17 protein-coding genes are annotated in these 17,898 nt (G+C 68.7%); 7 read left to right on the forward strand and 10 right to left on the reverse strand.

Annotated elements, in window-relative coordinates; translation table 11 throughout:
* The coding region (locus ACFV7R_RS10050) for a hypothetical protein (protein WP_385262165.1) at nt 1-277 on the forward strand (277 nt) is incomplete at its 5' end.
* Here the strand turns inward: ACFV7R_RS10050 and ACFV7R_RS10055 are convergent.
* From ACFV7R_RS10055 to ACFV7R_RS10085, 7 genes are all read right to left on the reverse strand, one after another.
* Nucleotides 278-2,392, reverse strand: a complete 2,115-nt coding sequence (locus tag ACFV7R_RS10055) for a hypothetical protein (RefSeq protein ID WP_385261974.1) — start codon at nt 2,390-2,392, stop codon at nt 278-280. It abuts the gene before it with no gap.
* 1 nt (nt 2,393) lies between these two features.
* Nucleotides 2,394-3,965 carry a hypothetical protein gene (locus ACFV7R_RS10060; protein ID WP_385261976.1) on the reverse strand — a complete coding sequence of 524 codons (1,572 nt, stop codon included), beginning with the start codon at nt 3,963-3,965 and terminating at the stop codon, nt 2,394-2,396.
* Nucleotides 3,966-4,057: 92 nt separating this feature from the next.
* Complete coding sequence (locus ACFV7R_RS10065) at nt 4,058-4,372, reverse strand: hypothetical protein (RefSeq protein WP_385261978.1); 315 nt, start codon at nt 4,370-4,372, stop codon at nt 4,058-4,060.
* 237 nt (nt 4,373-4,609) lie between these two features.
* Nucleotides 4,610-5,653: a hypothetical protein gene (locus tag ACFV7R_RS10070; RefSeq protein WP_385261980.1), complete on the reverse strand. Its 1,044-nt coding sequence runs from the start codon at nt 5,651-5,653 to the stop codon at nt 4,610-4,612.
* A 41-nt stretch (nt 5,654-5,694) separates the two neighbouring features.
* On the reverse strand, nt 5,695-6,072 hold the full coding sequence (locus tag ACFV7R_RS10075; protein ID WP_385261981.1) for an RRQRL motif-containing zinc-binding protein: 378 nt from the start codon (nt 6,070-6,072) through the stop codon (nt 5,695-5,697).
* Complete coding sequence (locus ACFV7R_RS10080) at nt 6,072-6,401, reverse strand: hypothetical protein (RefSeq protein WP_385261984.1); 330 nt, start codon at nt 6,399-6,401, stop codon at nt 6,072-6,074. The genes ACFV7R_RS10075 and ACFV7R_RS10080 overlap by 1 nt, the downstream gene beginning before the upstream one ends.
* Nucleotides 6,398-6,691 (reverse strand): hypothetical protein, encoded by a 294-nt coding sequence (locus ACFV7R_RS10085; RefSeq protein WP_385261986.1) that lies wholly within the window; start codon nt 6,689-6,691, stop codon nt 6,398-6,400. The genes ACFV7R_RS10080 and ACFV7R_RS10085 overlap by 4 nt, the downstream gene beginning before the upstream one ends.
* Nucleotides 6,692-7,362: 671 nt before the next feature.
* Between ACFV7R_RS10085 and ACFV7R_RS10090 the strand changes: the two genes are divergently transcribed.
* Together ACFV7R_RS10090 and ACFV7R_RS10095 are read left to right on the forward strand one after the other, a co-directional pair.
* The gene (locus ACFV7R_RS10090; protein WP_385261988.1) at nt 7,363-8,121 is read left to right on the forward strand and encodes an XRE family transcriptional regulator; all 759 of its coding nucleotides are present in this window, start codon (nt 7,363-7,365) and stop codon (nt 8,119-8,121) included.
* A 2-nt stretch (nt 8,122-8,123) separates the two neighbouring features.
* Nucleotides 8,124-8,597 (forward strand): NUDIX hydrolase, encoded by a 474-nt coding sequence (locus ACFV7R_RS10095; protein WP_385261990.1) that lies wholly within the window; start codon nt 8,124-8,126, stop codon nt 8,595-8,597.
* Here ACFV7R_RS10095 and ACFV7R_RS10100 read toward each other — a convergent pair.
* The 3 genes from ACFV7R_RS10100 to ACFV7R_RS10110 all read right to left on the reverse strand — a co-directional run bounded on the left by ACFV7R_RS10100 (nt 8,585) and on the right by ACFV7R_RS10110 (nt 10,425).
* Nucleotides 8,585-9,151, reverse strand: coding sequence for an HD domain-containing protein (locus ACFV7R_RS10100; protein WP_385261992.1), 567 nt, complete (start codon nt 9,149-9,151; stop codon nt 8,585-8,587). The two genes, ACFV7R_RS10095 and ACFV7R_RS10100, sit on opposite strands and share 13 nt — an antisense overlap.
* A 1-nt stretch (nt 9,152) precedes the next feature.
* Complete coding sequence (locus ACFV7R_RS10105; protein WP_385261995.1) at nt 9,153-9,614, reverse strand: GntR family transcriptional regulator; 462 nt, start codon at nt 9,612-9,614, stop codon at nt 9,153-9,155.
* 88 nt (nt 9,615-9,702) lie between these two features.
* Nucleotides 9,703-10,425 carry a hypothetical protein gene (locus ACFV7R_RS10110; RefSeq protein ID WP_385261997.1) on the reverse strand — a complete coding sequence of 241 codons (723 nt, stop codon included), beginning with the start codon at nt 10,423-10,425 and terminating at the stop codon, nt 9,703-9,705.
* 900 nt (nt 10,426-11,325) lie between these two features.
* Here ACFV7R_RS10110 and ACFV7R_RS10115 point away from each other — a divergent pair.
* The 4 genes from ACFV7R_RS10115 to ACFV7R_RS10130 all read left to right on the forward strand — a co-directional run bounded on the left by ACFV7R_RS10115 (nt 11,326) and on the right by ACFV7R_RS10130 (nt 17,893).
* On the forward strand, nt 11,326-12,564 hold the full coding sequence (locus tag ACFV7R_RS10115) for an IS256 family transposase (protein ID WP_385261999.1): 1,239 nt from the start codon (nt 11,326-11,328) through the stop codon (nt 12,562-12,564).
* Between the two features lie 567 nt (nt 12,565-13,131).
* Nucleotides 13,132-15,585, forward strand: coding sequence for an ATP-binding protein (locus ACFV7R_RS10120; RefSeq protein ID WP_385262001.1), 2,454 nt, complete (start codon nt 13,132-13,134; stop codon nt 15,583-15,585).
* Nucleotides 15,582-17,261: a DEAD/DEAH box helicase family protein gene (locus tag ACFV7R_RS10125; protein WP_385262003.1), complete on the forward strand. Its 1,680-nt coding sequence runs from the start codon at nt 15,582-15,584 to the stop codon at nt 17,259-17,261. Before ACFV7R_RS10120 ends, ACFV7R_RS10125 begins: the two co-directional genes overlap by 4 nt.
* Nucleotides 17,258-17,893, forward strand: coding sequence for a hypothetical protein (locus tag ACFV7R_RS10130; RefSeq protein ID WP_385262005.1), 636 nt, complete (start codon nt 17,258-17,260; stop codon nt 17,891-17,893). Before ACFV7R_RS10125 ends, ACFV7R_RS10130 begins: the two co-directional genes overlap by 4 nt.
* Nucleotides 17,894-17,898: the final 5 nt, after the last annotated feature.

Consider the following 17,898-nt stretch of genomic DNA (forward strand, 5'->3'; position numbering starts at 1 on the left):
CTCCACCGGCCTGCCGACGAAGACCGAGCAGGCGGACCTCCTCCAGGCCATGTACGGCCGCAACGGCGAGGCGCCGGTCCCGATCGTGGCGCGGGCCCGCGGAGGTGATGGGTTGTGGTGGTGCTGGCTTGTCGCGTTGCTTGTCGTCTTCCTTGTCGTCTCGCTTGTCGCTTGTCTTGTCTTGTCGCTTGTCGCCTTGCAGGTCACAAGCCGTTTCCGGGCCTCCAGACGCCCTGTAGCGGCATGTGTTTTGGCGGGGGCGACAGGCGACAAGTGATCAGTTTTCGGGGGGCGGTTCGGGGGCGTGGGAGCGGTGGACGTAGCGGGCCTTGGTGCCCTCCCCGACGCGGACGGCGGTGCCGTCCTTCACCCATGCCTTGAGCCAGCCGACGACCGTCTGACGGGTGGTGCCGTGCTCGTCCGCAAGCGCGCGGGCGATCGCGGACGCCCCGGTGCCCTCGGGTCCGGCGGCGATCAGCAGGGCGAGCGCGGCCTGTTGAGCGGGGCTGTCCTGCTCGCCCCGCAGCGCCGACAGGTTCAGCCCACCCGATCCAGTCGGAGGAGCCTGCTCGGTCGGGGTGTGCGGGTCGGGGGCGGTGGCGAACTGGGCGTCGATCTCCGCCCGGAAGCGGCGCAGCATCTCGTCTTCCGGCGAGACCCGCTCCGTCTCCCCACTGCTCAGCGCGGACAGCTTCAGCCCCGCCGCGGCTGGCCCGTCGGCACTGTCGGTGCCGAGGGTGTGGTCGCGCATCCATGTGGTGCGGTCGGCGTCCCAGCGTCGGGCGTAGGCGGGGCCTGCCGCCTTGGCGGACACGTCGTCCAGCACGGGGTGGCGGTCGGAGGTGGCGGCGATGATCTCCCGGATCTGGTTGGGCAGGATCCGCCAGGCCTTGAACAGCGCGGCCGGGGACTCGGGGGTGCCCATGAACCCGGCGCCCTTGTGCGGGGCCCGGTCCACGCGCAGGCCGCGGGAGCCGGGGAACATCTTGCCCAGGTCCATGCCCTCGGTCTCACCGCCCGTCAGGGCGACGCGGACCTTGGCCTCCCGGCGGATCATCAGGTTGCCCAGCACGCTGCCGGTGGCCCCGAGCGCGGTAAGGACGGTGCGCAGGCCCATGGCGCGGGCGATCCGGATGACTTCCAGGATCTTCTCCGCGAGCTTGCGCATCTGCCGGTCGGGGCTGGCCAGGATCTCCGCTCCCTCGTCGATGACGAGCATGATCTGCGGGATCCGCGCACTGATCGGCAGCAGGTCCGTGTTGGCCTTGGCCAGCAGGTCCTGGTAGCCCATCTTGCGCTGCTTGGCGACCCTGACGGCCGTCTCGAGCATCGTCATGGCCTCGTCGAACGTCCCGGCGATCCAGTCGATGCCGGGCCGCACCGGCTTGCCGTCCTCCCGCTCGATGTCGCCGTTGAGGGCGGGCAGCACCCAGGGCAGACCGGCCGATCCGGCGTTGAGGTCGATCACCCAGGTCAGCACGTCCTCGGCGCGGGCGAACCCGGCGAGGATCGCGTGGACCATGTTCGTCTTGCCCGACCCGGTCGGGCCGACCACGAGCGCGCACTGTTCGCGCAGGTAGGCGAGGATGCTTTCCGCGTTGGTGCGGTAGCCCCACGGGATGCCGGTGAGCACCGACAGGGGGCCGTAGTCGGCCGGGTAGGTGCGCTCCTCTTCCAGGACGTTGACCGTGGTCACGTCGATGATGACCCGGCCCTGGTCGATGCCGGGGGAGGCGGTGGCGGTGCAGCCGTGCGGCAGCCGGGCGTCCGCGGACAGGCGCGGGGACTCGGCGGCGATCTTGTTCCAGGTGGCGCCGCCGGGCGGGAGTTCGGCGTCGATGGAGAACCCGGCGCCGGTCTCCCACATCTCGACCCCCAGCACCCGCACGGTGATGGAGCACACCCGCTGGATCCGGTCGACCCATTCCGCGGCGATCGCCCGCCGCTCCGCGGAGAGCTCCCGCGCGATCTGCCGCTGCTCCACGGCGATGGCCTCCTCCTCGCGCGCCTCCTCGTACAGGGCGGTGGAGCGGGCGGCGGCGCCGATCCCGACGCCGATCGTGGCCAGCGAGCCGAGCGCGGCCCACGTCAGGGGGCCGTGCGTCATGGCCCACGTGATCCAGCCGGCGCCGACCAGCCAGGAGGCGGCGCGGGTGGCCAGGGTGCGGCCGGCGTTGCGCACCCGCAGCCCGACCACGGTGTGTCCCAGGGCGCCGGCCGCGCCGACGGCCAGCGCCCAGCCGGGCGGCATGCCGGTGGCGGCACCGGTGGTGGCGACGGCGAAGGCTCCGGTGGTCGCGGACAGGGCGCCGGTCACGGGTCCGTGACCGGCCGCCCAGTCCAGCACCGGGCCACTGCCGGCGTTCTGCTTGGCGGTGGCGGTGCTGCTCATCTCAGACGTTCCAGCCCTTCTCGGCCTCGTGGCCGTTGCGGGGGTCCTCGTGCCGGGCGATGTCCTGCTCGTGCACCTGCCGGAACAGCGGGCCCATGTCCTCGGCGACCGCGACGGCGCTCATCAGGGCGCCGAAGATGTCGTTGAAGCCGTCCGCGACCTCCTTCTCCAGGGGGAACTCGCTGTCGGAGCGCTCCGCGAGGATCTTCATCACGTTCGCCACGCTGGTCAGCGCGGCGGGCAGTCCCTCGACCATGGCCAGGATCTCCATGGCGTTCTCGGGGTCGTAGGAGTTGGCCGCCTGCTCCATCTCGGCGGCGGCCTCTTCGAACCGGAATCCGGACACGTGCTCTCCTTCACTCACCTCGGGTGTGGTGTTGGTGGGGACTGTGGCCGCGGGCCGCTCGACGCCGTCCGCGATGCCCTCCGCGCCGTCCTTCGCGGCCTCGGCGTCGGCGGCGGCCTCCTGCTCGCGCAGGTTCTGGCGGGTGGCCTCGTCGCGCTGCGCGCGCTGCTCGCCCGCCGTTTGGACCATGCGCCCGTACAGGCGGCGGCCCGGGTGCATCAGCGCGGGGATGCCGAGCCTGCGGCCGATCCACGTGGTCAGGCAGCCGATCAGCCCGACCGGCAGGGCGAGCAGGGCGGCGAGCAGGCGGCGGCCGTGGAAGCGGGCCGCGGACCGGCGCAGCGCCTTGCGCGCCGCCGCACGGACCGGGGCCTTGCGGACGTTGCCGCGCTGCGCCGCGACCGCGCCGCTGGCCTTGGCGTCGCGCCGGGCGCGCTGCTTGGCGATCGCCGCGTCCCGCGCCGCCCGCGCCTTGCGGGCGGCACCGCCCATGAGGCGCCCGGTCAGACCGGCGCGCTTGCCCAACCTGCTGTTGCCGGTCGCGGCCTTGGCGGTGCGGCGGGCGTCGGCGACCGCGCGCCGCGCGGCGGTGGTCTGCGCCCGCTGACCGGCGCGCGATCCGCCCGCGGCCTGCTGCGACGCTCGTAGGGCTTTTATCTGCCCGACCCGGCCTGCGGCCTTGCCCGCGCCGCGGGCCGCCGCGTGTTTGGACAGGCCGTGACCGGTCTTGCTGCGGGTCTTTCCGCTGGTCGCGGTGCTGCCGTGGCGGGCGGCCGGGCCGGTGCCGCGGCGGTGCCGGCCCGGCACCCTGCCCGATCGGCCTCCGGAGCGACCGGCACGGGAGGCAGCCGAACGACTCCCCGCGGTACCGCCACGGCGCAGGCCTGCGCGGTGGGCAGCGGTGCGGCCGGCGGCGCGGGCCGCGGCCCGGCGGGCGTCGCGGCGCGGGTGGGGCTTGCGGGAGCGGGTGGCGGCGACCCTGCCGAGCACGACCATCCCGGTGGCAACCACAGCCGCGGCGATGGGACCACCGGCCAGGGAGGCGGCGGCGACCGCGCCGACGGTGCTGTTCGCCCCGGTCAGGGCGAGGGGGACGACCGGCCAGCCGCCGGGCGTGTGATCCACCTCCGTCACGTCCTGCGCCGTGGTGGGCGGGGTGTCGGGCGGCGGGGGCGGGGTGGTCGGGGCAGCCTCGACGGCTACCGGCTCGGTGCTGAGTTCCGTCATGCTGTGAGCACTCCTTTTGACGGAGTAGGGCCCGGCCGGGGCCGTGGAAAGTTGCCGGCCGGGCCTGCCGAATGAGGACTGAAAGCCGCAGCTCAGAGGCTGCGGTGCGGGTGCTGGGCGGCGACCTCTTGCCACCGACGGCTCTCCGCGGTATCCGTGCGGGTCAGCCGCACCTGGAAGTCGCAGCCGGGCTGCGTGCAGCGGTGTGTGGTCGTCGACAGCGCGTCGACGAGACGGCCCCACAGGCTGACGTAGGTGGCCAGGCACGACAGGGAGCAGGCCACCAGCAGCGGCACGCGCACGCCGTAGTCGGACAGGCTCACCGCGATCGCGGCGGCCAGGGCCGTGGACGCGGCGATGCCGGCCAGATGGACCAGACGATGACGGGTCGTTGATGTGCGGTTCACCAGGGAAGTTCCCTTCCGGTCAACGGAGTCTCAGGCGATGTACGGCCCCCGGGCGAGAACGGCGCCCGCCCGGGGGCGGATTCAGCTCGCCGGGCCTGCGCGCCGGGTCTGCGAAGGTGCCGCTCGCCGGGGCTCACCGGGTCTGCTTCACTGGTGCTCGACTGCTTCCGGCAGTCGCGATGACGGCCAGCCCAATGCCCGTGGGCTGGCCGTCATCGGTGTGTGCCGGACGGTGGGTCAGGCCTCGGATTCCTCGTGGGACATCAGCGAGCCCCACGCCTTGCGCACCCGCTGCTCCCCGCCGACGAATCCGGCCTCGCGGAATGCGGCCACGGCTTGGCGGTAGGACAGTGGCGGGTCGTCGACGTAGCGCAGGTGCCGCAGCACGACGACAAGCTGCGCGTCGCTCAGCGGCTCACCCATGACCGGTGTCGGGACGTCGGCCACGGCCGCGATCTCCTCCAGCGTCACGGGCGGCGTCACGGGTGTGACGCCCTGCGGCGGCACCGTCTCCAGTACCGGCGTGACCTGCGTGTCTTGCTCCGTCACGGGGGGTGTGACGCCCCCGTCTTTCGGACCGTCGACGGCGAGGGGCTGTGACGCGGCCGTGACGCCGGTGGCGGGGGCCGTGACGGGCAGGGCGAACATGCCCGCGAGCGCGGCGTCCGCGCCAGCCGTCATCCGCTCGCGCTGCACGTCGACCAGGTGCGCCCCGAGCAGGGCGTCACCGGTGCCGACCTTCTTCGCGAGCTTCCACGACTGAAGCTCCGACTTGTTGCGGGCCTTCTCCTCGGGGTGGTTGGCGGCGCGGGCCCGGTGGTAGGCGAGACGCTGCATGACCGCGGCGTTGCGGCGCTGGGCTTCGGCGTCCACGCCGGTGCGGTAGACCACGATCCGCCGCGCGAGCAGGCCCATGCCCTCCGCGGACACGCACATGGCCATGGGCGTCACGGCGAACACCACCGCCTCGGTGACCGTCTTGGCCACGGCGGCGCCGGTCAGGGAGGCCACTGCGGGCAGCGTCCACAGCCCGATCCGCACGGCGGCCGGCGCGGACTGGCCCAGCATGGTCAGCCCGACCAGGACCAGGGCGAGCACGAGGGTGGCGCCCTCACCTGCGGCGACCACACCGAGGGCGGTTGCCGAGCGGTGAAAGACGGATGTGATGTTGCTGTAGGTGCCCCATGCGCCCATGCCGCCGAAGGCGACCATGGGCACCGCGGCGGCACCGAGCACGAGTGCCTGACCCCTGCTCAGGGACCTTTCGGGAGGATGTTTCACTGTTCACTCCTTGTCGGGGGGTTGTTGCCTGACCAGGCCGGTCAGGCGGCGCACTGGCGGTCGGGGTAGGCGCACGGGACGCACACCCCGAGCGAGGCGGGGATGAAATAGCCGGCGTCCGTGCGGCACTCCGGGCAGATGCGGCGGGCGCGCATCGCGCATTCGAGCGCCCGGCGCTTCGCCGGGGTCATCGGCCGCACCGGCTTGGCCTTGTCGAGCCGGTAGAGGTAGGCGACCAGCGGCCCGCGCCGGTAGCGCGGGCGGAGCACCTGTGCTGCGACCGGCTGTCCGCCGGGGCGCAGGCCACGGGTCCGTAACTGCCGTCTGGTGGCCAACCCGTCCGGTGCACAGCGCCACGGGTAGGTGGGGATGCCATGCCGGGCGCCGGTCGGGTCGAAGCACTTGCCCCACGCCGCCATCAGGCCACCGCTCCGGCCGGTGCCGGGGCGGGGATGTCGGCGTAGGCAACCAACTCCAGCCCAGCGTCCGCACATTGGGCGTCCGCACGCAAGACGCGCGTGTGACCCCCGCTCTGCGTGCCGTGCCGCACCGCGTCCGGGGCGATGCCCAGCGCCTCGCGCCACGCCTCGAACTCGGCCAGACCGCGGTGGAAGCTCAGCCGCAGCCGGTTCGGGTAGATCGGGGTCACGTCCACATCGGGCGCTGGCAGGTGCCCGAAGTCCGTGGCCAGTAGGCGCAGCGCCTGCAGCGGCACGATCAGGTCGTCCAGCGTCAGCCCCTCGCTCATGCCGCAACCCCCGTGCGTGCCGCACGGCGGCGGGCGGGGCGGGCCAGCGGGACCACGTTGAACAGGTCCGGGTGGTCTTCGACGACCCGTGCGGCCAGGCGGATCAGGTCGTCGGGCAGGCTGCGGTACTCGGGGTCGGCGAGGATGTCGCGCGCCGCGTCCAGGCGCGCCGCGCGCTCCTCGTCCGTCTCGCCCTCCACCCCGAGCCACAGCTCAACCGGGGTGCCGAGGGCCAGTTCCGTGAACTCCGCCTCGGTGACCGCCTGATGACCGGCAACGATGCACTTCATGGAGGTCTCTCCTCACAGTGGAACGGCCCGAACGCGCCCGGAGGTGCCTCTACGGGGCGCGCGCCGTGGAAAGGAACCGCACCGGAAGTGGTGCGGGTGGGACCCTCGAAAGTCCTCATCAAACGGGCAGGCCACCGGCGTGACGTCGGCGCCCTGCCCGCATGACGAGTGACGGGAAGCCCGTCACTGTCGTCTCGCGGCTCCGTACGCACCTTGCTCCGCCTCCCTTGGACGGCGCGCGGTCACCGCGCCACTCAGTCGTCACTCGCTGAGTGGAAGCGCCCATCCCTTCCGGGTGTCATGGACCGGGTGCAGCCCAATCACCGGGATCCCCGTGATCCGGTCCCTGGGTCTACGCCCGAGGGTCAGACCAGCGGCTTAGCCGATGACACCGATCGATCCGTGAAGACGACGGGCTTTTACGTCTCCCCTGCCGCTCGGGCCGCGTGTAAGCGGGTCCGGCGGGGTCCTTCATGATGCAGTACCTGTTTTACAGGTACTGCACAGGGGGCCGTCAAGTACGCCGGCCGAACTTCTTGGCTTCGCACCGGGACTTCTTGGTGCACCATCAGAATCGGTGCAGGTCAAGGGAGTTGGTCACCCCATGCATGGACAGCTCAGGTTGATCTGGCTACTGTCAAGAAGTCCCTACAAGTCCCTCAGGGGTGCGGATGTCCAACGAGCGCTTGAGGTCTGCTCTGTTAGCGCGGGGCATGACTGTTCAGGACTTGGCTGAAGAGATCGGCGTCATCCCGAAGACAGTCGAACGCTGGATCACCCGAGGGAAGGTGCCGTACCGGCGCCACCAGTACGCAACGGCAGCAGCGCTCAAAGTCGATGTGACGACGCTGTGGGACGACTCCCGGACGCAGGACTCCGCATCTGACCTGAGCAAAGCCGAGATCGTGGCTGTCTACCCTCATCGGCATGTCGTGCCGTCAGGCCTCTGGCGCGAGATGTGCGAGCGCGCCAGGGAACGCATCGACATCCTTGTGTATGCCGGCATCTACCTGGCGGAGGACCCTCTCTTCTTCTCGACGCTGAAGGAGAAGGCCGAGAGCGGTGTCCGCATCCGAGTACTCATGGGTGATCCAGAGTGCGAAGCCGTCATCCGACGCGGCATCGACGAAGGGCATCGCATCATGGATGGCAAGATCCGTAATGCGCTGGTCAACTACCGCCCACTGTTCACCAGCCACCCCGAAATAGCCTTCCGCCTGCACGACACGGTGCTCTACAACTCGATCTACCTTGCTGATGACGAGATGTTGGCCAACACCCACGTGTACGGCATCGGCGCCTACATGGCACCCGTGTTCCACCTGCGGCGACTCCCCGGAGGTGGTCTGTTCGACACCTTCGCCAATAGCGTTCAGCAGACCTGGGAAGGCGCCAGGCCAGTAACCGAACGCGACATCACGGGAGCTTGAGCATGGGACGCATCGACTACTTGCACGACCCGGCCGCCCCGCCGGCCAACTCTGTCGTGCCCTCGGTCGTGGCATTCGTCCAGAACGACGCGGGTCAGGTGCTCATGATTCAGCGATCCGACAACGGACGTTGGGCACTGCCCGGCGGTGGCCACGACGTGGGCGAGTCCATCAGTGACACGGTCGTCCGTGAGGTCTGGGAAGAGACGGGCATCAAGGCCGAAGTCGTCGACCTGTCCGGGATCTACACAGACCCTGGGCACGTCATGCAGTACGACGATGGCGAGATCCGCCAGCAGTTCAGCATCTGCTTCCGCGCACGGCCGACCGGCGGTGAGTTGCGTACGAGCAACGAGACAACGCAGGTCCGCTGGGTCGACCCAGCGGACCTGGCGAAGCTTGACGTCCATCCCACCATGCGGCTCCGAATCGAGCATGCGATGGACCGGACGCGGCCGACTCCCTACATCGGCTGACGCTTGGCGACGGCGACCCGTTCGAGGACGCGCGACGTGCACGCGAGGATTTCAGGCTCGGCCCGACGGATGAACTTCCCGATCAGGCTGTCCGGCCCGTAGCGTCCGGCGATCTCGTTGACTCGGTCGACGGGGTTCGTGGGCGTGCCCTCCGGCGTGGTGTTCATGTCGCAGTAGCAGAGCGCGTCATTAAGGTGCGCCTCTTCCCGGGGGAACTCGCCCTCCAGCTCCTCACGTAGGCCGCGCGCTTCCGCCTCCATCCACGCGCACGAGTGGTGGGCCACGAGGTTCACGACTCGTGCGTCAACCTTCGCGACGTCACGGAGGTGTCGAGCGCCGTCGAGCGGGTGGAAGCCCGTCTCGGCAAGGTCCGGCGAGTAGCCGATGTCGTGCAGGACGGCCGCGGCCTCCAGCAACTCCGCGTCCCGTCCGAGGATGGGCGCGATGGTCCGCGCCCGCTCGGCGACGCCCAAGCAGTGCTTCCATCGCCGCGGCAACGGTTCGGCGAGCAGGGACTCAGCCAGGGGATAGGCCCATTCCGTCAGCTCCGACAAGCTACGAACGCTCCTCTCGATTCGGCACGGCGCGGACGGTCCGCACCTTGCCCTGTCCTCCACTTGCCAGCACGCCGGCGGTCTCCAACTTGTCGAGCGCCTTCGTCACGGTGGGCCGTGAGACTCCGAACCGCTCAGCCAGGACGGACGCGCTGGGGAACGCTGCCCCGACTTCGAGGCCTTCATCCGTGACGATGTCCGCGATGCGCTCTTCCAGTGGGCGTCGGTCGGTGCGCTCTCCGCCCCGTACGACGCGCCACCGCCCACCCGGTACCGGCTCGGCGACTCCGTCCTTCTGAAGGGCTCCGAACGCCCGGAGCGCGACCCCACGCGAGATCTTGTAGTCGCGCATGAGATCAGCAGCAGACGGCAGCTCCGTCATGGCGGGTTCCGCCTCGATCCGGGCCTTCACTGCGTCCGCGACCTTCAGGAAGGTCCCCCGGGGGCTGGCCTGCTGCGACACGCGCTCTCCCTCCCAGTCTGCTCGCCATCCGTTTCAAGCTTCCCATGCCTTCTGTTGCGGCAGGATGCTGCTGGCTTGGCTGTGCCGATCAGGGGGCCAGTGCGGCAGTCACACGAGCCATGCGGGCGGTGGGCCAGGCGAAGCGGTTGGCGGGGTTGCGAAAGGACAGGCCGCCGTCGTTGATCCGGTGGCCGCCCTCGGCCGTGATCCAGCGCACGGGACCGCACGGCCCCTGGTCTTCCAGGAGGGCGGCGGCGAGCTGGTCGGGGGCTTCGACATGAGTGCGGGCGCACAGCGCCGCCGTCAGGCGGTCGACGGCGTCATCGGGTACGGCGTCGTCGCCGAACGCGGGCAGCAGGAGCAACAGCCGGGCGTGGGGATCGGTAGTGCTGCCGCCGGTCAGGCCGTTGTCCGCTGCGGCGGTCAGCTCGGCCCAGGAGAGGCCGGGGCCCATGAAGTGCCCTTCGTCCTGTGCGAGGTGTTCGGCGTCGTCCCAGTCGGGGTGGTGCAGGAGGTAGTCGATGCCTTCGTCCTCCTCGAAGGCGCGGTACACCACATGCAGGCGGTGGGCACCGGTGAGGGGCACGGTGAAGACGGGCCAGTCGTCGCCTCCCAGCAGCCGGTTGTGCAGCTCCGCGGCCTCCTGCTCGTCCGCGCCGAGCAGGAGTTCCTCGGCCTCCTCGCTCTGGGCGCAGTTGTGCAGATGCCCCAGCCAGAACAGGTGCTCGCCCAGCAGCTCGGGCAGGTGGCTGAAAGGCCCGCCGTCGTAGCCCGGTATCCGGGCAGGGTGCGTCTCCGCGCTCTTCGTCACGGAGGCCATCATGCAGTCCGGCTCGTCGACCATCGCAGTCGGGGCCGCAACCGGACCCTTTGCGGGACAGCCCTTAGCCGGGCGGATCGCCGACAGCTCAGCGCGGACATTCAGATCGTGGCGCTGGCAGTCTTTCCCTACGTCATCAAGGCTCGCTTCGCTCGCTGGTCCGGTGGCCGACACTGCTTGTCGATCATCGTCAAACCGACCGCCGCAGACTCCGCCCAGGCGCATCAACGGCCGCTGCCGGCCCGCACACCACCGTCACCACGATCCGGCCTCGGAGAGGGAAACCACCACAGCAGTCAGACCCCAACGCACCTGTCCCGGGGCCACCTGCGCACCCCCTTCCACCCGGCTGCCTGACACGTCAGGTCGATCATGGATCGATGGCCGCGCACAGCGCGGCGGCGCCGGTCGGCCGCCGCCCCGCTGCCTCCATGTCTACGCCACCGGCTGCGGTGCGCCGTCCGCCCGTCGCCACCGCAGCGGCCAAAACACACCACGGGCACGGGGGCGCAAGGTGATCCCCAACGGTGCTGGTCAAAGACGCTTTGTGCTACCGCAAGAGGCCGGATCGTGGTGACGGTGGTGTGCGGGCCAACGCTGCCTGATACGCGGGCGTTCATCCGGCCCGCTGACCACGCACCAGGCCACCGGCCGGACGGCGGACGCGACCTTGAGAAGGGGAGAAACCCCGTCGTGGCTGGGGCGGCCGGCTCCGCGGCTTTAGCCAGCCACTTTGGCGCGAGCCTCGCAGATCAGGTTGCGTCCTTGCAGGTGGTGTACGGGTTCGACCTGATCCGGGGGTTTGTTCCAGCGTCGGGATGAGGCCCGCATAGACGAACGGCCACCGGCTGATCTTTCAAGACGACCAAGTCTTTGAAGGAGATCAGCACGATGACCGCACCAGACAGTCTGCCTCTGCACGCCCTCGCCGAAGACAACCTCGCCGCGGCGAGTCCCGACCTGCTCCGCGCGATGATCAAGACGTTCGCCGACGCGCTCATGTCCGCCGAGGCCGACGCCCTCTGCAACGCCGAATACGGACAGGTCAGCGACGAGAGAGTCAACCACCGCAACGGCTACCGCCCACGCGAGTGGGACACGAGGGCCGGCACCGTCGAACTGGCCATCCCCAAGCTGCGGACCGGCAGTTACTTCCCGCACTGGCTGCTGGAACGCCGCCGACGGGCCGAACAGGCCCTCATCAGCGTGGTCGCCACCGCCTACCTCCTCGGCGTGAGTACTCGCCGGGTCGAAAAGCTCGCCGAGTCCCTCGGTGTGACCCACCTGTCGAAGTCCCAGGTCAGTGCGATGGCCCGGCACCTGGACGAACAGGTCGCAGCCTTCCGTAACCGGCCCCTGGACGCCGGCCCGTATGCGTTCGTCTGGGTGGACGCACTGACCCAGAAGGTCCGCGAGGGCGGCCGGATCATCAACGTCCACGCGCTGATCGCGGTCGGCGTCAACGCCGACGGCCACCGCGAGATCCTCGGCCTGGACGTGGCCACCGCCGAGGACGGGGCCGGCTGGCTGGCCTTCCTGCGCTCCCTGATCGCCCGCAGCCTGAGCGGGGTCCAGCTGGTCATCTCCGACGCCCACGCCGGCCTGGTCGACGCCACCGGCGCGGTTCTGCCCGGCGCGTCCTGGCAGCGCTGCCGCACCCACTACGCCCGCAACCTGCTGAGCCAGGTTCCGAAATCGGCCCAGCCCTGGGTGGCCACGCTGCTGCGGACCGTCTTCGAACAGCCCGACACCGACGCGGTGAAGGCCCAGATGACACACGTCCTGGACGCTCTGGAGGCCAAGTTCCCCAAAGCCGCAGCTCACTTGGACGCGGCCCAGCACGACCTGCTGGCCTTCACCGCCTTCCCGCGCGAGATCTGGCGGCAGATCTGGTCGAACAACCCGCAGGAGCGGCTGAACAAGGAGATCCGCCGTCGCACGGACGTGGTCGGCATCTTCCCCGACCGCGCCGCCGTGATCCGCCTGGTCGGTGCGGTGCTGGCCGAGCAGAACGACGAGTGGACCGAGGCCCGCCGCTACATGGGCCGCGAGCTCCTCGCCAAGGCCCGCCTCCACCCGATCGAGTCAGAAACCGACGACACCGTCCTGCCCACCGAACTCACCGCATAGCCTCAAAACGAGATCGCCGAGTGGCCGTCGATACACCACTCCAGCGGACGTGACCGCAGATCATGGCCCCACATCGGGCACTAACGGGCAGGTCCACAAGCCTGCCCGATCCGCGGGCCAGCGTAAGGGGCCATGATCACTCGCGCCAAAGCTCCCGGCCAAAGCCGCTACGCCGCCCTTGCGCGGTAGGGCGCTCGCGCGGAGGGGGAGCGAAGCCGGCAGCCGCTGCGCACGCTATGCCGTGTCATCATTCGCGCCTTCGATCAGCCCACTCACGAACTGGCGATGACGGCTACGAAAAGCGGTGGGGACGCCCCTTCCCCCGCAACCAACTCGAGGGCTTGCGAACGGCTTGGCGCGGGCTCGGCTCGCACGACGGCGGAACCTGACGAGGCTGTGCAGTGCGCTGACTGACGTGTGCGAGAGGCACAACTCATCAGGACCCGTCACCGTGCGGGGTTCCAACATCACAGACTCCACACACCGGAGCGCCGCGAGTGAGTAATCTTGCCGCAGGCATGGTGGACGCGGTACTGCCAGGGTGTGGGGCTCAAGTGGGCAGTGTCCATGACCGAAGACGGAGGGGTTTGGGTGTCACTTGGCGCGAGCGAGGCATACGCGGAGAGCCTGGACCTGACACCGTCGCCACGACTCCTTGAGGTGCTGGGTGATATCCCCTACAAGCCGTGGCAATGCCTCGCGGAGCTGATCGACAACGCGTTTGACGACTTCCTGTCAGATGACGATCGAGACCCAACCGATCCCCCCTATGTTCGTGTCACGTTGCCGAAGCCCGGCACCACCCCCGAGGGCGACGAGATCGTGTGCGTGGCGGACAACGGGCGCGGCATGGGTCTGGAGGCCTTCCAGCTCGCCCTGCGCGCTGGCTACAGTCAGAACAGCCGGTACGGAAGCCTGGGACTGTTCGGCATGGGCTTCAACATCGCGACCGCTAATCTGGGATCCGTTACCGAGGTGCGGACTACCCGGTCAGGTGACCGGGAATGGCTGGTTGCGGAAATCAACTTCCTTGAGATGCAGCAACATGGTGAATTCAAGGCCCCGCTGCGGCGTGAACCCAAGGATGACCCCACGATGCACGGCACCGAGATCACTGTGCGTCATCTGCGGCCTGACACACGGACCGCCCTGCGCCGCCCACAACTGCCTTCCACGATCCGGGAGCAACTGGGCAAGGTCTATTCCTATCTGCTTCGCGGGAAGGACGTTCTTCCAGAGCTTCCCGGGGCCGAACTTAAGGGGCGAGGCTTTCGGCTGTTCGTCAACAACACACTCGTGCGGCCGCGCTTGCCCTGTGTCTGGGACTCCCAGCGGTCGGTGGCCTATCGAGGTTCCGACGTGAAGGCGATCCAACCGATTGACCTCCCCTTGACTTCAGCGTGGGCATGCCAGGACTGTGGTCACTGGCATCGCGTATCTCTAGAGACCTGCGTCGAGTGTGGCAGCGCGAACCTCGAGCTGCGGGAACGCCGGATCGTCGGCTGGGTGGGCATCCAGCGCTACTTGCACACCAGCGACTTTGGTATCGACTTCCTCAGGAACGGGCGGAAGATCCTCATCTCCGATCGAAGCCTCTTCGAGTGGGAGCACCCCGACACAGGGGAGACCCTTCCCGAGTACCCGATCGAGCTCGGCGCGACGGTGGGCGGCCGAATCGTGGGCGAGATACATCTCGACCATGTGCCTGTGACCTACCAGAAGAATGACTTCAAAAGAGATTCCCGGGACTGGATCACCGCCGTCCACCTCATTCGCGGCGAGGGCCCCCTTCAGCCGAACAAGGCGAAAGCGTATGGGTACGCGCCCAACGACACGCCCGTGGGGCGCTTGTTCAACGCCTTCCGCAGAAATGATCCGGGCCTCAAGCACCTTGTACCTGGGGACGGCGCGAACCCGCTTCACGAGCTGGCAAGGGAGTGGGCTGGCTCGTTCCGTAAGGGGCTCGCCGAGTTCCTCACCGATGAGAAATGGTACGAGGCCGCGCGGCAGCACGATGAGATCAAGCGAGGCCAACTCCCGGCCCGGCCCGGGGGCGGGGCCAGTGCGCCGCCGCGAGGTTCCGCCCGCGACACTCAGGAGCAGTCTGATGATCTGCTCGGCCGCACGGGGCTCGGGCTGGGGAACCCCTCGGGCGGCACGACGAGCAGCTCGCCGGGCGTAACCACGCCGCAGCCCCAGCCAGAGACGGAGGATCAGCGCTTCGCCAGGTACCGTGCCGGGGCACGCCAGCTGAGCGACCTCAGCGGAGCGGTGTCCGTGGCCACCCTGGGCAGGCGCATGGTCACGGTGTACGCCACACCCGAGCCACTCCTGGACCATTCGGGCCGGCCGACCCCATGCGTGTCACACACGCTGCGCGGCAACGCAATTGAGGTGTTCGTCCACGGAGATCACCCGGTGTTCAGGGAATTCGGTCGCGATCCCCGCGACTACGCGATCATCGAGATTGCGGAGGCGCTACGCGCGCTCGCCAGCACCGATGACAGCGCCGCACGTGTCGCTGCCGAGGTCACCGTGCAATTCCCGGATCAGCGGTTTACCGACGCTGCACTGCGAGAGCGGGCGAGTGCCCTGCTCGGCCGGGTGCGAGAGGGCATCCAGCGCGTTGGCGCTGCCCGTGCCGCCTCCCTGTGGGCGAGCCTTCCTACAGCGGAGAAGCAGGCTGCGGAGAAGCACGCCGCTGGGGCGGACCCCCGGTTGGTGTGGCCCGTAGCCACCGAGAACGGCGACTTCATCGCACACGTCACCGCGGAGGGCATCGCCGCGATCATCCGCGCCCATCCCGAGCTGGTGATGGATGGCGCCGTCTTCTCCACCACCTGGTCGACGTGGAACGACCCCGGCGCTCGCGATGCCCAGGTCGAGCGCCTTGGGCGACTGCTTGAGGTGGCGGGAACATTCCTGAGCAACATCAGTGGTAAGACCCGCCTCGATCTCGCGATGATGCGCATGACACTCGACGTGATCGAAGAAGAGATCGCGGATGAGGAGTCGACGTGAGCTCATCCTTCATGGCTCCCGATTTCCTTCTGGACATCGGCCCTGCGGCCTTTCCGCGGCAGGTAGAGCGGCTCATGCTGCACCTCGGCTTCACCGATGTGGTCAACGTCGACGGCCCAAACGATCATGGTGGCGATATCCTCGGGACGCTCAACGGCCAGCGCTGGGTCTTCCAGGCGAAGTGGAGGGCGCGCGGCACGGTGGCACCGAGCGCGGTCGACGAGGTCATCAACGCGAAGGCGTTCTATCGGACGGACCGGGCGGCGGTTGTCACCAATGCCAGATTCGGTCCGAAGAGCGAGGAACGGCGCGAAGCGCTGCGCCGAGTGGGCCATCCGATCGAGTTCTGGTCGGGGCGCGAGCTGGTCGACCTGTACAACAGCGATCAGTTGTGTTCCGAACGGCTGCCAGAACGCCCCCTGCGCGAGTATCAGGCCAAGGCTTTTGAGCGGCTCGTGGAGGACCTGGAGGGCACGGGCCGTGCCTTGCTGATCCTCGCGACCGGCTTGGGGAAGACGGTGATCGGAGGGGAGATTGTCGCACGCCATCTGCGCCTGCGCCCATCCGACAAGATCCTTGTCGTCGCCCATACAAAGGATCTCGTTGAACAACTGGAGCGCGCGCTCTGGTTCCACGTGCCCAAGGCCGCGCGCACCCAGCTGCTGACTGGCGACCATAAACCGGATGATCTCCGCGGCATCACGTGCGCCACGGTGGCCACCGCGCTCACGTACGTGCGCAGCGGTTACAAGCCTGCGCTGGTCATGGTGGACGAGGCGCACCATGTGTCCAAGGATGGATACTTCGCCGAATTGCTCGACCACCTGGCCGACGTGCCTCGGCTTGGGGTGACCGCAACGCCCTGGCGCGGCGACCGCTTTGACATCCGGAACAGTTTCGGCGAGCCCAGTTATACCTTGGGTATCGACGGTGGTATGAGACTTGGCTACCTCGCTGAAGTTCGTTACCGGCTATTTACGGACAACATCGACTGGGATTTCGTACGTACGGCAAGTCAACACAACTACAGTGTGAGGGATCTGAACGCCCGGCTGTTTCTACCCGAACGTGATGAAGCCATCCGCGATCGACTCATCGAGACATGGGCACACGTCAAGGAACCCCGGGCCGTGGTGTTCTGCCGCACCGTCGAGCATGCCGAGCGCCTCGCCGGACTGCTCAACCAGGTCCCCCAGTGGAAGAACGTGAAGGCGGTCCACGCCGGCCTGGATCGCAGGGATCGACAGCTGCGACTCATGGCCTTCCGCCAGGGCGAGATCCCGATCATCACCGCTGTCGACATCCTCAACGAAGGGGTCGACATCCCGGACGTCAACATCCTGTGCTTCGCGCGCGTCACACACAGTCGACGCATCTTCGTCCAGCAGCTTGGCCGCGGACTGCGGCTCCGCGAGGGAAAGAGCTACGTCGAGACCCTGGACTTCGTCAGCGACATCAGGAGAGTAGCGGCGATCATGAGCCTTCGCGAGCAAGTCTCCGCGGACGAATTCGAAACGCTGCGACTGTCCCCGATGGGCACGCGTTTTGAGTTCACCGACGCCCGGGCCGAGAGCCTCATGCAAGAATGGATCAAGGACGCCGCGAGCCTGGAGACCGCCCTCGACGAGCACCGTCTCCAATTCCCCGATCCCGAATCGTTGCTTGGGCAGGCATGAGCGATATCCCGGAAACGGTCCGCCGCGCGGTAATCAGAGACATCTACCGCAAAGCGGATGAACTCGGCTGGGACGGCCTCAGCGCGATAGATCGCACTGCTTGGTACAACCGCTGGGTTGATGACGAGAAGTTGGGCGGCGTTCTGACCCGCTACATGCCCCGCGAGCGTGCCCGCATGTGGATCAAGGACGTGCCAATGAAGCATTACAACCGGGCCCGCAGCGGGATCGGACCGTACGCGGACCTGGTGGGCACCCCGCTCCCGAGCGCGTACGACATAGCCCGGATTGCCCTGGGGGAGGACTGGACGGTGCTGGGTGGAACCTTGCGTGAGAAGCCGAACCGGTGCCAAGTGACCGACGGCCACCGCCAAATGCTGATGATCTGGGGTAACCCGCGAAACCTGAAGAGCCTGGTATGGGCTGGCCTCAATGCGCGCGTCGACGGGCTACCGTCCCCCGTCGTGGTCATTAACCTGCTGCAGGGGGAACGCCTCACCGAGAGCGAGCGACGGCGTCATCAGAAGGTTTGCGAGCTAGCCGGCCTCGATGTGCGGGTGATCACCACCCGGGCACCCCGGACAACGTCCGCGGACCGAGAGAGACCAACGCTGCGGCTGCCAGACGGCTAAGCTCA

Source organism: Streptomyces sp. NPDC059866 (assembly GCF_042731325.1).
GTDB classification, from domain to species: domain Bacteria; phylum Actinomycetota; class Actinomycetes; order Streptomycetales; family Streptomycetaceae; genus Streptomyces; species Streptomyces flavusporus.

Bases quoted from the DNA above. Each gene is read 5' to 3' on its own strand.
- ACFV7R_RS10075 (WP_385261981.1), bottom strand. From the start codon at position 6,072: ATGGCGGCGTGGGGCAAGTGCTTCGACCCGACCGGCGCCCGGCATGGC.
- ACFV7R_RS10055 (WP_385261974.1), bottom strand. From the start codon at position 2,392: ATGAGCAGCACCGCCACCGCCAAGCAGAACGCCGGCAGTGGCCCGGTG.
- ACFV7R_RS10090 (WP_385261988.1), top strand. From the start codon at position 7,363: ATGTCCAACGAGCGCTTGAGGTCTGCTCTGTTAGCGCGGGGCATGACT.
- ACFV7R_RS10115 (WP_385261999.1), top strand. From the start codon at position 11,326: ATGACCGCACCAGACAGTCTGCCTCTGCACGCCCTCGCCGAAGACAAC.
- ACFV7R_RS10120 (WP_385262001.1), top strand. From the start codon at position 13,132: ATGACCGAAGACGGAGGGGTTTGGGTGTCACTTGGCGCGAGCGAGGCA.
- ACFV7R_RS10085 (WP_385261986.1), bottom strand. From the start codon at position 6,691: ATGAAGTGCATCGTTGCCGGTCATCAGGCGGTCACCGAGGCGGAGTTC.
- ACFV7R_RS10060 (WP_385261976.1), bottom strand. From the start codon at position 3,965: ATGACGGAACTCAGCACCGAGCCGGTAGCCGTCGAGGCTGCCCCGACC.
- ACFV7R_RS10095 (WP_385261990.1), top strand. From the start codon at position 8,124: ATGGGACGCATCGACTACTTGCACGACCCGGCCGCCCCGCCGGCCAAC.
- ACFV7R_RS10080 (WP_385261984.1), bottom strand. From the start codon at position 6,401: ATGAGCGAGGGGCTGACGCTGGACGACCTGATCGTGCCGCTGCAGGCG.
- ACFV7R_RS10130 (WP_385262005.1), top strand. From the start codon at position 17,258: ATGAGCGATATCCCGGAAACGGTCCGCCGCGCGGTAATCAGAGACATC.